General features: G+C 52.7%; 12 protein-coding genes. 4 read left to right on the top strand and 8 right to left on the bottom strand.

The genetic code is table 11. The annotated features are described in order from the left end of the window. Positions 1–182: 182 nt before the first annotated feature. The 3 genes from betI to betB are packed head-to-tail and all read left to right on the top strand — an operon-like array spanning position 183 to position 3,951. On the top strand, positions 183–791 hold the full coding sequence (betI, locus tag QUF18_RS05270; protein WP_289385901.1) for a transcriptional regulator BetI: 609 nt from the start codon (positions 183–185) through the stop codon (positions 789–791). A gap of 10 nt (positions 792–801) precedes the next feature. Beyond that, positions 802–2,451, top strand: a complete 1,650-nt coding sequence (betA, locus tag QUF18_RS05265) for a choline dehydrogenase (protein ID WP_289385899.1) — start codon at positions 802–804, stop codon at positions 2,449–2,451. Between the two features lie 36 nt (positions 2,452–2,487). Next, positions 2,488–3,951, top strand: a complete 1,464-nt coding sequence (gene betB / locus QUF18_RS05260) for a betaine-aldehyde dehydrogenase (protein WP_289385897.1) — start codon at positions 2,488–2,490, stop codon at positions 3,949–3,951. 51 nt (positions 3,952–4,002) lie between these two features. Here betB and QUF18_RS05255 read toward each other — a convergent pair whose 3' ends face one another. Together QUF18_RS05255 and QUF18_RS05250 are read right to left on the bottom strand one after the other, a co-directional pair. Further along, positions 4,003–6,369, bottom strand: a complete 2,367-nt coding sequence (locus QUF18_RS05255; RefSeq protein WP_289385894.1) for a heavy metal translocating P-type ATPase — start codon at positions 6,367–6,369, stop codon at positions 4,003–4,005. Positions 6,370–6,427: 58 nt separating this feature from the next. Beyond that, positions 6,428–8,098 (bottom strand): FGGY-family carbohydrate kinase, encoded by a 1,671-nt coding sequence (locus QUF18_RS05250; protein WP_289385892.1) that lies wholly within the window; start codon positions 8,096–8,098, stop codon positions 6,428–6,430. 237 nt (positions 8,099–8,335) lie between these two features. On the opposite strand from QUF18_RS05250, the gene rpoN reads away from it, so the two are divergent. After that, positions 8,336–9,646, top strand: coding sequence for an RNA polymerase factor sigma-54 (gene rpoN, locus QUF18_RS05245; RefSeq protein ID WP_289385891.1), 1,311 nt, complete (start codon positions 8,336–8,338; stop codon positions 9,644–9,646). Positions 9,647–9,697: 51 nt separating this feature from the next. Here the strand turns inward: rpoN and ycaC are convergent, their stop codons facing one another. From ycaC to QUF18_RS05215, 6 genes are all read right to left on the bottom strand, one after another. Continuing rightward, positions 9,698–10,324: an isochorismate family cysteine hydrolase YcaC gene (ycaC, locus tag QUF18_RS05240; RefSeq protein WP_113943171.1), complete on the bottom strand. Its 627-nt coding sequence runs from the start codon at positions 10,322–10,324 to the stop codon at positions 9,698–9,700. 160 nt (positions 10,325–10,484) lie between these two features. Further along, positions 10,485–11,510: an endonuclease/exonuclease/phosphatase family protein gene (locus tag QUF18_RS05235; RefSeq protein ID WP_353074482.1), complete on the bottom strand. Its 1,026-nt coding sequence runs from the start codon at positions 11,508–11,510 to the stop codon at positions 10,485–10,487. Between the two features lie 15 nt (positions 11,511–11,525). Beyond that, complete coding sequence (locus tag QUF18_RS05230) at positions 11,526–12,629, bottom strand: sn-glycerol-3-phosphate import ATP-binding protein UgpC (protein WP_289385886.1); 1,104 nt, start codon at positions 12,627–12,629, stop codon at positions 11,526–11,528. A gap of 19 nt (positions 12,630–12,648) precedes the next feature. After that, the gene (gene ugpE / locus QUF18_RS05225) at positions 12,649–13,491 is read right to left on the bottom strand and encodes a sn-glycerol-3-phosphate ABC transporter permease UgpE (protein WP_289385884.1); all 843 of its coding nucleotides are present in this window, start codon (positions 13,489–13,491) and stop codon (positions 12,649–12,651) included. A 12-nt stretch (positions 13,492–13,503) separates the two neighbouring features. Beyond that, on the bottom strand, positions 13,504–14,421 hold the full coding sequence (locus tag QUF18_RS05220; protein ID WP_374806458.1) for an ABC transporter permease subunit: 918 nt from the start codon (positions 14,419–14,421) through the stop codon (positions 13,504–13,506). Between the two features lie 151 nt (positions 14,422–14,572). Next, positions 14,573–15,871 (bottom strand): extracellular solute-binding protein, encoded by a 1,299-nt coding sequence (locus QUF18_RS05215; RefSeq protein WP_289385880.1) that lies wholly within the window; start codon positions 15,869–15,871, stop codon positions 14,573–14,575. Positions 15,872–15,927: the final 56 nt, after the last annotated feature.

Raw genomic sequence — 15,927 nt, 5'->3', positions numbered from 1 at the left:
CTGCCGCTGCTCTAGCAAAATAGTCGTAGGCCGTCAAAACGTACCTGTCTCAGCAGACAGCGGATTTTCTCATTTTAAAATCACGTCATAGTATTGAAATAATAGAATAATAAACTCTTGATTGACTGATCAATCAATAAAAACGATAATCAGCCCAATCCAAACAATTTTGTGAGACAGACATGCCTAAGATAGGAATGGAAGAATTGCGCCGGAAAGACCTGATCTCGGCCGCCATTCAGACAATCGGCGAGCGCGGTTCGCTTGATGTGACTGTTGCGCAGATTGCCCGCAAAGCCGGTGTGTCGGCAGCGCTGGCGCATCACTATTTCGGCGGTAAGGATCAGCTCCTTTTAGCCACTATGCGCCATTTGCTGAGCGAACTCGGCTCTGATCTGCGCCTCGCCTTACAGGCAGCAGACAGCCCGCGTGCAAAGCTTTCTGCAATTATCAGCGTGAATTTTTCTGCCTCACAGTTTGCCCATGAAACGATTGCCGCATGGCTCACCTTTTATGCTCATGCCCAGCAATCATTAGAGATGCGCCGTCTGTTGCGGATTTATGCCCGCCGCCTGCATTCCAACCTGTGCTTTGCACTGGAGCAGCTCACAGACAAACAGACCGCGCAACATATTGCTGAAGGTACCGGCGCTCTGATCGACGGCCTTTATATCCGCCATGCGCTCGGTGCCGATGCACCGGAAGCGCCAAAAGCCATTGCTCTGGTTGAGGATTATATCACCGTCCAACTGGCACATGCGCCAACAATCCCGCCTCGCAACCGGAATTAAGGAACCCAATATGGAAGCAGATTTCGTTATTATCGGTTCCGGTTCTGCCGGTTCTGCCATGGCCTACCGCCTGTCGGAAGACGGCAAGCATTCTGTTATCGTCATCGAATATGGCGGCACCGATATCGGCCCGCTGATCCAGATGCCTGCGGCTCTGTCTTTCCCGATGAATATGTCTACCTATGACTGGGGTTTTAACACCGAACCGGAACCGCATCTCAATGGTCGCCGTCTGGTTACGCCACGCGGCAAGGTTATTGGCGGTTCTTCCTCCGTTAATGGCATGGTCTATGTGCGCGGACACGCCAAGGATTTTGATCATTGGGCTGAGAGCGGTGCCAGCGGCTGGTCTTATGCGGATGTGCTGCCTTACTTCAAGCGCATGGAACATTCTCATGGTGGTGAGGAAAGCTGGCGCGGCACCAATGGCCCGATGCATGTGCAGCGCGGCAAGCGCAGCAACCCGCTGTTCAAAGCTTTCAACGACGCTGGAAAACAGGCCGGTTTTGAAACCACAGATGATTATAACGGCTCGAAACAAGAAGGTTTCGGCCCGATGGAACAGACCATCCATCATGGTCGCCGCTGGTCAACCGCCAATGCCTATCTGCGCCCTGCCCTCAAACGTCGCAATGTGACCTTGGTCAATGCTTTCGCCCGCAAAGTGGTGATTGAAAATGGCCGCGCTATCGGCGTTGAAATTGAAAAATCCGGCACGATCAGCGTTATCAAAGCCAAGCGCGAAGTGATTATCGCCGCTTCCAGCATCAATTCCCCTAAGCTGCTGATGCTTTCCGGCATTGGCCCTGCGGAACATCTGCGTGAGCATGGTATTGAGGTCGTGGCAGACCGTGCCGGTGTCGGCGCGAATTTGCAGGATCATATGGAAGTCTATGTGCAGCAGGAATGCCTGCAGCCGATTACGCTCTATTCCAGCCTCAACCTGTTTTCCAAAGCCCGTATTGGTGCGGAATGGCTGTTCTTCAAATCCGGTCTCGGCGCGACCAACCATTTTGAAGGTGCTGCTTTTGTGCGCTCGGCTGCCGGTATGGAATATCCAGATATTCAGTTCCACTTCCTGCCCGTTGCGATCCGCTATGACGGTAAAGCAGCAGCAGGCGGCCACGGCTTTCAGGCGCATGTGGGACCAATGCGTTCCAAGTCACGCGGTTCCGTCACACTGCGCTCCAATGATCCGAAAGAGAAACCGAAAATCCTGTTCAATTATATGTCGCATCCGGATGACTGGCGCGATTTCCGCCATTGCATCCGTCTGACCCGCGAGATCTTTGACCAGCAGGCTTTTGATGCCTATCGCGGACGGGAAATTCAGCCGGGTGACGATCAGGTCACAGATGAGCAGTTGGACAACTTCATTCGCGACCATGCAGAGAGTGCATTCCATCCATGCGGCACCTGTAAAATGGGTTCAGTCAATGACCCTATGGCCGTGGTTGATCCGGAATGTCGCGTGATTGGTGTTGAAGGCCTGCGCGTGGCTGACAGTTCAATTTTCCCGCGCGTGCCTTACGGCAATCTCAACGGCCCGTCGATCATGACCGGCGAGAAGGCTTCAGATCATATTCTTGGCAAAACACCGCTGCCGCGCTCCAATCAGGAACCTTGGATCAGTCCGCGCTGGCAAGTCTCTGATCGTTAAGTCATAATCAGTTCTAAGAATTTGAAGGAATTTCCCATGCGCGCACAGCCGCAAGCCTCACATTTTATCAATGGTCAGTTTGTTGAAGACACGGCAGGACGTGCTTTTGATGTGATCTATCCTGCCACTGGCGAAGTCATTGCCCGCCTGCATGGTGCGACACAGGCCATTGTCGATCAGGCCGTTGAAGCCGCAGCCAAAGCGCAGGTTGAATGGGCAAAACTCAAGCCTGTTGAGCGTGGCCGCATCCTGCGCCGTGCCGCAGACCTGATGCGCGAGCGCAATCAGGAACTGTCGGAGCTGGAAACACTGGATACCGGTAAGGCTATTCAGGAAACTTTGGTGGCCGATGCGGCCTCCGGTGCCGATGCGATGGAATATTTCGGCAGTGTGATCTCCGGTTTCAATGGCGAGTTTGTCGAACTTGGCGGACCTTTTGCTTATACTCGCCGTGAGGCACTGGGCGTTTGCGTCGGTATCGGCGCATGGAATTACCCGATCCAGATCGCCTCGTGGAAATCTGCCCCTGCTCTGGCCATGGGCAATGCAGTGGTGTTCAAACCATCCGAGAACACGCCGCTGTCAGCTCTGGCACTCGCACAGCTTTACAAGGATGCCGGTCTGCCGGACGGGCTTTTCAACGTGGTTCAGGGCTTTGGCGATGCCGGTAGCGCACTGATCAGCCACCCTAAGGTTGCCAAAGTTTCGCTCACCGGCTCCGTGCCGACCGGCAAGAAAATCATGGCGCAGGCCGGTAGCGAGATGAAACAGGTCACCATGGAACTCGGCGGCAAATCCCCGCTGATCGTGTTTGATGATGCCGATCTGGAAAATGCCATTGGCGGCGCGATGCTCGGCAATTTCTATTCCACCGGTCAGGTCTGCTCCAACGGCACCCGCGTTTTCGTGCATGAGGCCGTTGCTGAGCGTTTTGTGAGCCGTCTGGTCGAGCGCACCCGCGCTATTCAGATCGGCGATCCGCTTGATCCTAACACACAGATGGGGCCAATGGTGAGCCTTGCCCAGCGCGACAAGGTTTTGTCCTATATTGAGAAGGGCAAAGCTGAAGGCGCAACTCTCGCTTGCGGCGGCGGCGTGCCTGCCTTGCAGGGACTGGAAAACGGTTTCTATATCGAGCCGACAATTTTCACCAATGTCAGCGATGATATGACCATTGCACGGGAAGAAATCTTCGGCCCTGTCATGAGCATTCTGACCTTCAGCGATGAAGATGAGGTCATTGCCCGCGCCAATAATACAGAATTCGGCCTTGCTGCAGGTGTGTTCACCGCAGACAGCGCACGCGGCCATCGTGTGATTGCAGCACTCAAGGCCGGTACATGCTGGATCAATGCCTATAATCTGACACCGGTGGAAGTACCTTTCGGCGGCTATAAAAACTCCGGTATCGGTCGCGAAAACGGCCTCGCCGCTCTCTCCCATTACAGCCAGATCAAGACAGTCTATGTAGAAACCGGTAAGGTCGACAGCCCTTACTGAGACTGTTTCAAGCCAAATAAAAAGCGGGCAAAATGCCCGCTTTCTTTTTGTTTAAAGTTTCAATGCTCTCAGCCGCAATGAGTTGGCAATCACCGAGACCGAAGACAGGCTCATTGCCGCCGCTGCAATCATCGGCGACAATAAAGTGCCGGTGAACGGATAGAGCAGTCCCGCTGCCACCGGAATACCAAGCGCATTATAGACAAAGGCAAAGAACAGGTTTTCCTTGATATTGCGGATTGTCGCCTCTGCCAGATGATGCGCACGGGTAATGCCGGTGAGATCACCTTTGAGCAGTGTGATCCCCGCACTTTCCACAGCCACATCAGCACCGGTGCCCATAGCAATACCCACATCAGCAGCAGCCAGTGCCGGTGCATCATTCACACCATCCCCCGCCATCGCGACTTTTTTGCCCTGTTTGTGCAACTCATCAACCAGCGCTTTTTTATCTTCCGGCAGCACATCAGCACGCACATCATCAAGACCGAGTTTTGCCGCCACAGCTCGCGCTGTGCGTTCATTATCACCGGTGGCCATAATGATCTTCAAGCCGCGTGCATGGAGTGTGCGGATGGCTTCTGCCGCTGTCTCCTTAATCGGATCGGCCACAGCGACCAGACCTGCCAGCTTGTTATCTACGGCAACAAACATCGCGGTCTTACCTTCTGCCCGCAATGTATCGGCCTGCGCCTGAATGGCGGCAATATCCAGCCCCATATCCTGCATCATTGCAGGATTACCAAGCGCAACTGCCCGCCCTTTTACAGTACCGGCAACACCTTTACCGGTAATCGCTTCAAAGGCATCAACATTATCGGTCTTCAGCCCTTTTGCTTCGGCACCGGCAACAATGGCATCAGCCAACGGATGTTCCGAGCCTTTCTCAAGGCTCGCAGCCAGTTGTAACAGCGTGTCGTCGTCAATACCGGAAACTGCCACCACATCCGTCAGTTTTGGTCGACCTTCTGTAAGTGTACCCGTTTTATCAACGATCAGCGTATCAACCTTCTCCATAAGCTCCAGCGCCTCGGCATCCTTGATAAGCACACCTGCCTGCGCGCCTCGTCCTGTTGCTGTCATGATCGACATCGGCGTTGCCAGTCCCAGCGCACAGGGACAAGCGATAATCAACACCGAAACCGCAGCCACAATGGCATAGATCATGCTTGGCTCCGGCCCCCACAGCGCCCAGCCGATAAAGGACAAGAGTGCAACGACAATAACCATCGGCACAAAATAGAATGAAATCCGGTCAGCCAGCCCCTGAATGGGCGCACGGGAACGCTGGGCTTTGGCCACCATATCAACAATCTGCGACAGCATGGTTTCTGCGCCGATTTTCTCTGCCTGCATGACCAGAGAACCATTTTTATTCACGGTGCCACCGATGACTTTATCGCCCTCAGTCTTTTCAACCGGCACCGGTTCACCGGTAATCATCGCCTCATCAACGGAGGAGCGGCCTTCCACCACGATACCATCCACCGGCACACTGTCACCGGGGCGGATACGAAGTTTATCGCCTGCCTGTACTTCATCCAGCGGCACATCAGCTTCGCTGCCATCAGCGGCAATACGGCGTGCAGTTTTCGGCGCCAGATCAAGCAGAGCGCGGATAGCCGAGCCGGTACGCTCGCGGGCGCGTAGTTCCAGCACCTGACCGAGAAAGACCAGCGTGACAATAACGGCAGCGGCCTCAAAATAAACCGGAACTGAACCGCCATGCCCACGGAAGGAATGCGGGAACATTTCCGGAAACAGCACAGCAATCACACTGTAAAGATAGGCTGCACCGACACCGATCATAATCAGTGTCCACATATTCGGGCTGCGGTTTTTAAACGAGTCGACCCCGCGTTTGAAAAACGGCAACGCTGCCCAGAGCACCACCGGCGTCGCCAGCAAAAACTCCAGCCATAAAGCCGTTTGCTCGCCAATCCACTCACGCACAGAAAGACCGACCATCGGCCCCATAGTGATAATCAACAAGGGAACGGAACAGATCGCGCTCACCCAGAAGCGACGCGTAAAATCCACTAATTCAGGATTAGGCCCGTCATCAAGCGACGGCATAACCGGCTCCAGCGCCATACCGCAAATCGGGCATGATCCCGGTTCATCTCGGATAACTTCCGGATGCATCGGACAGGTATATTGCGCCCCTTTGATTGCAGGTGCAGCAGCAGATTGTGCAGTGAGATATTTCTCAGGGTCGGCTTTGAATTTGCTATGACAACTATCCGAGCAGAAATGATACTCATGCCCCTTATAGGTCATGTGCGGCTTGCCTGCAGCCGGATCAACCATCATCCCGCAAACAGGGTCTTTAACCCAATTACCGCTTTCATTTCCGCCATGATGATGCTCGTGATGTGCATCATGCGCATGGGCTGTATGCGATGCAGTCTGTGCCATAAAAACCTCTCCTGTTTATCAACTGATAAGCAGGATAAAGGTTCCTATAGTGGCAAGGTCAAGCGGTTAAATCAGACTCAGTTTCATCTTCATCATCAGCAACCGGATTTTCATCCATCAGTTCTGCGTAATCGGCATAATCCATCTGCATACGGCGATAGACCAGATATTTCGCATCGTGATAGCCAGCGATTTCACCACCACGTGGCTCCAGCACTTCGCCCTTGCCGCTCATCGCTGCCATTGCTTCCGGCAGGTTTGCAAAATCACCGCTGGCAACAGCACCAAGCATGGCAGAACCCAGCAGCACCGGCTCGGCCTGTTCCGGCACCAGAACGCGACAACCGGTAGCGTCCGCATGTTCGCGTAAGTATAGCTGATTACGAGCTAAACCACCGGAGACCACCAGCGTGTCAATTTCCATGCCTTCATGGCGCATTTCTTCAAGAATATGCCTTGTGCCATAGGCCAGCGCCTGAATGGTGGCGAGATAATCCAGTGCCAGATCATCCAGTTCGTGATCCAGTGTCAGACCGACAATCGCGCCCTTGCGCCAGCTTTCCGCCAGTGGTGAGCGGTTGCCGTGGAAATCCGGCTGCACATGACGATAACGGGTCAGAGTTGCCGTTTCTTCAGCCATTTTGGCCAGATGTGCATCCAGCAAATCGGCGATACGCTTACCCGGATTTTCTGCTGCAAGTTTCACAGACACCGCATGACGCGCAATCACCGCATCAATCAAAGCACCTGCTGCCGATTGGCCACCTTCATTTGCCCAGAGATCAGGCAGCAGCGCAGAATAATAAGGCCCCCAAACACCGGAAACAAATACCGGCTCTTTGCTCAGAGCAATATGGCAGGTTGAGGTACCAGCGATCAGCGCCAGACGCTGTTCTGTTGCACTCACACCGGCATTGTCCTCAACGGCCAGCGTGCCGAGCGCACCGGAATAAGCATCAATCAGACCGGTGGAAACCGCAATACCAGCTTTAAGACCAAGCTCCGTTGCGGCCTGTTCCGACAATTTTCCGGCCAGTTCACCAGCCGCACCGAAGCGATTACCAATGGCTGCGAAATTATCATCGCCCAGTTCTTCAAGGCCGATATTCTCTAGGAACGCGCTGTCCCAGCCTTCTCCGGCGTTACCCCGATCGCCGAGATAAGTCCATTTACAAACCGGCGAACAAAGCGAGCGCATATCGGCGCCGGTAGCACGATGCACCAGCCAGTCCGGCAAATCCCAGAAAGCCGCGGTCTGCGTCCAGCTTTGCGGCAGTTCACGCTTGAACCAGCGAATTTTCGGCAGTTCCATTTCCGGCGACATACGACCGCCGACATGGTTCAGCACTTTGCCGCCAATTTCGGTGATCTCTTCGGCATCATTAATCGCGCGGTGATCCATCCACAGGATCACATCCTGATCCGGCTCACCCTTCGGGCTGACAGTCACCGGTTTGCCTTCTGCATCCGCAACAACCAGCGAACAGGTCGCATCAAAGCCGATACCGGCAACGCTGTCTGCCGCAATTGCGGCTTCAGTCATAGCGTTTTTAACAGCCGTGCAGATCGATGCCCAGATATGCGCCGAGCTTTGTTGGGCAAAATCCGCCTGCGGGCGAAAAGTTTCAATGGCACAGGCTGCAGTGCCCAGTAGCTGGCCCTTGCTGTCAAAAATCCCTGCTCTGGCGCTGCCGGTTCCGACATCAATTCCAATATAGTGGCGCATCATCAATCCTCATGCACGGAAGAAAATTCTGATTCCGTGCTTACAATAATTTTATGACGTATCAATAGAGCATTTCCTGTAAAAGTGCGCAGCGCCTTCGCGGGGAAATCAGTTCGCCGGACTGATTTCTTTACCCGCTTCGATACGTAAGACAATGCGACAAGCAAAGACATAGAGCGGTTCCAACATTTTTTTAAATTGAACCGCTCTAAGATTGAAAGTGGTGCTATAAACAGATCAATGGTTCTCTCTTCCAAGCCCGTTCTGCGGCAGACCCAATCACTGACCATGACACCGCAAATGCAGCAATCGCTCAAAGTGCTGCAAATGAGCCGTGCTGAGCTGGAAGATTTTGTGCAGCGCGAAGTGGAAGCCAATCCGCTGTTGCAAAGAGCGCCAAGCGGTGCGCTGCCCTCTACCGGCTCTTCGGATTATTCCGTTGAAGATTTCGGCACCGTGCAGCACTCCCTGCAAGATCATGTGGCCGAGCAGATCAATCTCAGCATCAGAGATAAGTCCGAGCGGCATATTGCCGAGCTACTTGCCGAGACATTGGATGAATCCGGTTATCTCCATGCGGACTTAGCGCAAATCGCCAAACGCCTGAATGTAGCACCGGAACAGGTTATGCGTGTTCTGCACCAATGTCAGGCTTTTGAACCGGCCGGGCTTTTCGCCCGCAATCTGGCGGAATGTCTGCGCCTGCAACTCATTGCCGATGATCGCTTGACTGCAGAAATGGCCACACTGCTCAAACATCTTGATCTGGTCGCAAAACGTGATTTCACTGCACTTAAAAAACTCTGCGATGCGGATGATGAAGAACTGAGCGAAATGCTCGGCGAACTTCGCGGCCTGAACCCAAAACCCGGTCTGATTTTTGACAGCGCACCTGCGCTGACCATTATTCCTGATTTGCTGGTTACCAAGATGCCAAGCGGTGAATGGAGTATCACGCTCAATCCACAGGCTCTGCCCCGTGTGCTGATGAATGAAGATTATAGCCGCAAACTCAGTGACAACAGCCTCTCAAAGCAAGAAAAACAATTTCTGCGTGTCTGCAAACAGAAGGCAAATTGGCTGACCCGTATTCTCGACCAGCGTGCGCAAACTGTTCTCAACGTCGGTGAGCAAATTATCACCCACCAACAGGCTTTTCTGGAAAGCGGTGCCGTTGCGCTCAAACCACTGACAATGCAGATAGTGGCCGATGCGATTGAGATGCATGAAAGCACCATCAGTCGTGTTGCAAATCAGAAATATATGATGACCCCGCAAGGTCTGTTTGAGTACCGCTATTTTTTCAATTCGGCGATCAGGGGCAAAACCGGCGATGACATTGCCTCTGAAGCTGTGCGCATCAAAATCCGCACGCTGATTACGCAGGAAATCATCGACAGCGTTTTGTCTGATGAGTCCATTGTGCAAAAGCTTGATGCGGAAGGTATTGTGATCGCCCGCCGGACAGTCGCCAAATATCGCGAAGAATTAGGCATTCCCTCCTCCGCAAAACGACGGCGGGAAATGAAACTACACGCTCAAAAAAGATAAGGCCGCGTGATCAAACACACGGCCTCTTCCTTCTGTTATAGGCTCAGAAGATTATTTTGATGCTTTAACAGTGTTGTAGCTATTAATCAGGTTGCGGTAATCAGGAATGTGGTTTGCGAACAGAGTACCCAGACCTTCCACATCGTTACGCCAGTCGCGGTGCAACTCACAGGCAAGACCGAACCATGTCATCAGCTGTGCACCATTAGCACTCATACGATCCCATGCGGAATGACGGGTGATTTCGTTGAATGTGCCGGACGCATCGGTCACCACGAACACTTCGAAATCTTCAGCCAGAGCCGACAGCGCAGGGAAAGCCACACAAACTTCAGTCACCACACCAGCGATAATCAGCTGCTTCTTGCCGGTTGCCTTAACGGCTTTCACGAAGTCTTCGTTATCCCAGGCGTTGATCTGGCCAGGACGCGCAATATAAGGCGCATCAGGGAAAAGCTCTTTCAGCTCAGGCACCAGCGGGCCGTTCGGACCATCTTCGAAAGATGTAGTAAGAATAGTCGGCAGGTTGAAATACTTTGCCAGATCAGCAAGTGCCAGCACATTGTTTTTGAATTTATCAGGATCAATGTCACGAACCAGCGACAGCAGACCTGTCTGATGGTCTACGAGAAGAACGGCTGCATTGTCTTTATCGAGGCGGTTATAAGGCTTGGACATTTCAAAACTCCATGGTTTCAAGTTGATGAAATGAACCTACCCGTAAGACGAAAACTCCAAAAGATAGTGATTTGGAACCACAACGTCCCAATAAAGAGACAATCAGACTCTTTACAAAACCGGAAGGAAGACAGGCTTCCCTCCGGCATATCGACACGATTTATGCAGCGCTGAAACCATCAACACGGCAAACAATCAGATCATGATCGGAAAGCGGGCGCTGATTATCATCCAGCGATGAGATGATGCGGCTCTCGGTGATGTCCAGCCCACGGCTCAGAAACCAGTCCAGTTTCATAGCGCGATCAGGCCAGCGGGTAATCAGACTAGGACGGGTGGTCATCTGATCCAGCGCACCGCTGTGACGGGTGAAGCCGCGCTCGGCAGCAACACGGAACAGACCTTCCGCCTCAAAATCCCCTTCCGCATGATTGCCGGTATTGAGATCGCCGCCGATCAGCATTGGCATGCAACCAAATTCTGTTTCCAGCGCATCAATCAGCTGTGCCACCTGCTTTTCACGATAGGCGGCAGGAGACGCGCTTTCCAGATGCACAGACACCGCCAGAAACGGCCCATCAATGGTTTCAATCACCGCACCAATCGCATTGCGTTCTCCCAGACGTGGCTGATCGCCGCCATTGAAGAACCACAGGCGCTCACCGGCCAGACGCTGCACAAAAATACGCTGCATCGGCACAGAAGACATCAGCGCATTGCCGTGGAAACCCTTTTCGTTGAAATCATCTTTACAGAATGAATGCTCGATTTCAGAGCCAAGACCAAGCTCGATAAACTCCACGCCATAGGCATATTCCATAGACATATGACGAGCGACTTCCGCTGTCATATTCTTCTGCGCGGTGCGCGCCATGCCATTGTCCATCTCGGTCAGCAGCGCCACGGCAGGTTTTTCTGCCAGCATTTTCGCAGCGCTTTCCTCAGGGAACAGACAACGCTCCAGATTCCATGCAGTGACATTGAACGGGAAAGTCAGTGCAGCAGTTGAAGCAGCCTGACCACCGGATTCCACATGGGTCATACACTCCATCGCAACAAGCTTGGCATCATGGGCAGCCATGGTTTTCTCCAGTTGGGTGATGCTCTGGCGCTCTTCATGGGATGGCACATCCAGCGCAGCAACACGGGCACGGATCATGGTTTCAATAGTCATTACTTCAGTCATATTATTTCTCAGATTTCAGGCAGAAACAGCTTGGGTTGCTTTTACAGCAGTTGCGACAGCTTGCGACGGTTCAATGCGCTTACCGCTCTGTTTATCGAAAAAGTGCAGCTTTTCACTCGCTATCGCCAGTCGCATCTGGTCGCGGATTTCAGCTTTTGGGGGCAGTGCGGCGACCAGTTTCTGATTGCCCGCATAGCCATGCACGATACGTTGTGCGCCCAGTTCTTCCACATATTCGGTGCGGAACTGTATCGCCTGCTCATGAGCATCAGCAATATGCAAATCTTCCGCACGAATACCGATTGTCAGCTCGCCCTGCACAGATGGCAGAGTGTCCAATTTCAGAATATCCTCGCCCAGCATTACTTGTGTCTGATGCACAGTGCCGTCAGCCAAGTTCATCGCCGGAGAACCGATAAAGCTGGCGACAAAGGTCGATGCAGGCTTGTGATAAATCTCCAGCGGTGCGCCGATCTGCTCTATCTCACCGCCATTCAAAACCACCAGACGATCAGCCAGCGTCATCGCTTCCAGCTGATCATGAGTGACATAGATCGAAGTGGTACCAAGACGGCGCTGTAACTGGCGGATTTCCCCGCGCATGGAAACGCGCAATTTGGCATCAAGATTGGACAGCGGCTCGTCGAACAGAAATACGGCAGGCTTACGTACAATTGCACGTCCCATAGCCACGCGCTGGCGCTGACCGCCGGAAAGCGCACGCGGCTTGCGTTGCAGATAGTGTTCCAGCTCCAGCATCCGCGCAGCCTCTGCCACACGCGCCTCAATCTCGGCCTTTGGCGTTTTACGATTACGCAAACCATAGGCCATATTATCATAGACCGACATATGCGGATAAAGCGCATAGTTCTGAAACACCATGGCGATGTCACGATCTGCCGGTTCCACCTCATTCACGGTGCGGTTGCCGATTGCCACCTCACCTTCCGAGATGCTCTCCAGTCCTGCCACCATGCGCAGCAGCGTAGACTTTCCGCAGCCGGAAGGCCCGACCAGAACAATAAATTCACCGTCTTTAATATCGATATTCACCGCGCTGACAGCTTTAGTGCCGCCTGCATAGATTTTCGATACATTTTCAATTTTAACCTGTGCCATGAATGGCTCCTAAAATCTCTTATTTGTCGCTCTCGGTCAGACCTTTGATGAACCAGCGCTGGAACACAACGACGATCAGCACCGGTGGCACCATGGCCAGCACGGCAAGAGCAAAAGCCTCGTTATAATCCGGAATTTGCGCCCCGACCCACACCTGCAAAATCTGCTTGATGCCACGCATCAGCGTGAAGAAACTCTCATCAGTCGTCACCAGCATTGGCCAGAGATATTGGTTCCAGCCATAGACAAACATGATGATAAACATCGCGGCGATCATGGTGCGCGACAGTGGCAGTAATATATCGATGAAAAACTTCACCGGCCCCGCACCGTCAATACGAGACGCTTCCAGTAATTCATCCGGCACAGATTTAAAGAACTGCCGGAAATAGAAAGTCCCTGTGGCCGAAGCCAGCAGCGGCACAATCAGTCCTGAATAGCTGTTGAGCATACCGAAGGACGATACCACCTGATAGGAAGGCACGATACGTACTTCCAGCGGCAGTAGCAGCGTGGTGAAAATCAGCCAGAATGCCAGCGTGGCAAAGCGGAAACGGAAATAGACGATCGCATAGGCCGCCAGCATCGACAGCACGATTTTGCCGATTGCGAAACCGAGACCAAGGATCAGCGAGTTCATCAGCATCCGCGACCCGGTGATCTGACCCGTAAAACCACCTTCACGGGTCAGCACCTTTTCATAGGTTTCCGTGAAATTATCACCCCAGCTTAAAGACAGGCCATTAGAGTGAATATCCGCTGCCGTATGACTGGAGGTGGTGAAAGCCACCACCACCGGCATAATAAGAAACAGCGCTCCGGCAAGCAGTATCAGATGATCAGTAATTTTAACTTTATGCATCTCGTCACCTGCTTAGTTATAGTGGATGCGCCGCTCGACAAAGCGGAACTGCACGATGGTCAGGGTAAACACGACCAGCATCAAAATGACGGATTGTGCCGAAGAGCTGCCGATATCATTGCCACGGAAGCCATCCATGAACACTTTATAGACCAACGTGATCGGGTTATTGGCGGCCTTATCCTTCACCATTACGTCGATCACACCAAAGGTATCGAACAGCGCATAGGTGATATTGATAATCAGCAGGAAGAACACGGTCGGCGCCAGCAAAGGCAAAATGACTGTGCGGAAACGGCGGGCGCCGGAGCGGCAATCCATCACCGCAGCCTCACGCACCGAGGCCGGAACCGCCTGCAAACCAGACAAAATGAAAATGAAATTATAAGGGATCTGCTTCCAGACTGAGACAATAATCATCGCAAAAGCAGTATCGAAATAGTTCAGCCCGACTTTCATATCCCAGCCAAACCATGCAGCCATTTTCACAAACGGCCCGATATGCTGATCGAACATCATCATTCCAATGAGCCCGGCAACCGGCGGCGCAATAGCATAGACTGAGATCAGCACGGTTTTGTAAGTAGCATTGCCGCGGATCACCGCATCGGCTTTCACCGCCAGCAACATGCCGATGCCCAGTGACAAGGCCGTCACGATAATCGTAAAGATCGCCGTAAAACCGGCAATACCGCGATATTCAGGGCTGACCAGCACATCTGTATAATTTTCCAGCCCGACAAAAGTTGAGCCGAAGCCGAACGGGTCTTCGATATAGAAGGATGACTGAATGGCCTGAACGGACGGCCAGTAAAAGAAAATCAAAACAACCGCCAGCTGCGGCGCCAATAGCAGATAAGGCAGCAGGCGTGCGTTAAACTGCACGCGCTTGGCCGGTTCAGCCTGTTTTGCATTACCGAGCAGCGGCAGCTTTGCGACAAACGCAGCGCGTTTTGATGGTTTGGAAGTCTGGATATATGCCACGCGGCAAATCCCCGTCTTTTGAGAAGGATCTATTAAAACGGGGTCAGGCATGGTTTGCTCCGACCCCGTTATCACATTGAGAGACGTCTCTCAGTTGTTAGTTCGCGGTCTTTGCGAAACGGGTCAGCAGGTCGTTGCCTTCTTTTTCGATGGTTTCGAAAGCCTGTTTGACTGTGGTTTCGCCGGAGAAAATACGGTTATATTCGCGTTCCATAATGGTACGGATCTGCGGGTAGAAACCAAGGCGGTAGCCCTTCGACCATTCACCCGATGGCAGCATCAGCTGCTTGATGCCGACTTCGGCAACCGGTGTTTTTTCGTAGTAGCCTTCAGATTTAGCCAGTTCATAGGCAGCTTTGGTAATTGCCACATAGCCAGTTGCCTGATGGTAATATTTCTGCACTTCCGGCGAAGTCAGGAACTGGAAGAAGTCAGCCACGCATTTGTTTTCTGCGTCCGGCTTACCGGCCATAGCGAACAGCGCCGCACCACCGATAAATGTATTGGTGCCTGCTCCGTCAACGGCTTTCCAATAAGGCAGGAAGTCGGCGGAAAATTCCATCTTTGCAGTTTTCTGCAGACCACCGAAAGAACCGGAAGAACCGATCCACAACGCGACTTTACCTTCATCGAAAGGTTTCTGATTGTCTGCCCAACCCGCACCGTAGAAGCCGAAATAGCCATTATCAGCCCAGTTTTTCAGCTTGTCGAACATCATGATGAGGTTCGGATCGGTGACATTCAGCTTCGTGTCCTGAACGCTGTCATAACCATTATTATTGGTTGCAAACTGAATGTTCTGGCGGGAGAAGAAATTCTCGGTAAACTGCCATGTCAGCTGTGAAGCGGTGAGCGGGATATAACCGGCTTCCTTGAGCTTCGGCGCAATCGCTTCAAACTCTTCCCAGGTTTTCGGTGCTTCAACACCGGCCTTTTTCAGCGCTTCCGTATTGATATACATGATCGGCGCGGAAGAGTTGAACGGCATACCAACAAACTTGCCATCCGGTGCTGCATAGAAATAGCGCACACCTTCAATGAAGGCTTCACGGTCGAATTTATAACCGGCATTATTGATCAGGTCTTCGGCAGGCACGGTTGCGCCCTTGGCATTGATGATGGTGGCCGCACCGGCATCAAAAACCTGAAGAATATTCGGCTGTTCACCGGAGCGGAATGCAGCAATACCGGAAGCCAGCGCTTCTTCGTAAGAGCCTTTGGAAACCGGTGTCAGCGCACAGGACTGCTGTGAAGCATTAAAGCGCTTTGAAAGCTCGTTGATGACCTCAGCATTCGCGCCGCCCATACCATGCCACCAGCTGATATTGGTCGCAGCCATAGACGATGTAGCAGAGACAGTCAGTGTCAAAGCAGCAATTGAAATTTTTCTGAACATTGCAGATCCTGTTTGTTGAAAAACTGGTTCCGCAATAGAGGGTGGACATGACAATG

The sequence above is a fragment of the Pseudochrobactrum kiredjianiae genome (assembly GCF_030362795.1).
Classification (GTDB): Bacteria; Pseudomonadota; Alphaproteobacteria; order Rhizobiales; family Rhizobiaceae; genus Pseudochrobactrum; species Pseudochrobactrum kiredjianiae.
Note: the sequence above shows the minus strand (reverse complement) of the source record. Positions and strands in the feature narration are given on the sequence as shown.

Coding starts and splice junctions, on each gene's coding strand:
- rpoN (WP_289385891.1), top strand. CDS start 8,336: ATGGTTCTCTCTTCCAAGCCCGTTCTGCGGCAGACCCAATCACTGACC.
- betB (WP_289385897.1), top strand. CDS start 2,488: ATGCGCGCACAGCCGCAAGCCTCACATTTTATCAATGGTCAGTTTGTT.
- QUF18_RS05230 (WP_289385886.1), bottom strand. CDS start 12,629: ATGGCACAGGTTAAAATTGAAAATGTATCGAAAATCTATGCAGGCGGC.
- QUF18_RS05215 (WP_289385880.1), bottom strand. CDS start 15,871: ATGTTCAGAAAAATTTCAATTGCTGCTTTGACACTGACTGTCTCTGCT.
- QUF18_RS05235 (WP_353074482.1), bottom strand. CDS start 11,510: ATGACTGAAGTAATGACTATTGAAACCATGATCCGTGCCCGTGTTGCT.
- QUF18_RS05250 (WP_289385892.1), bottom strand. CDS start 8,098: ATGATGCGCCACTATATTGGAATTGATGTCGGAACCGGCAGCGCCAGA.
- ycaC (WP_113943171.1), bottom strand. CDS start 10,324: ATGTCCAAGCCTTATAACCGCCTCGATAAAGACAATGCAGCCGTTCTT.
- QUF18_RS05255 (WP_289385894.1), bottom strand. CDS start 6,369: ATGGCACAGACTGCATCGCATACAGCCCATGCGCATGATGCACATCAC.
- ugpE (WP_289385884.1), bottom strand. CDS start 13,491: ATGCATAAAGTTAAAATTACTGATCATCTGATACTGCTTGCCGGAGCG.
- betA (WP_289385899.1), top strand. CDS start 802: ATGGAAGCAGATTTCGTTATTATCGGTTCCGGTTCTGCCGGTTCTGCC.
- betI (WP_289385901.1), top strand. CDS start 183: ATGCCTAAGATAGGAATGGAAGAATTGCGCCGGAAAGACCTGATCTCG.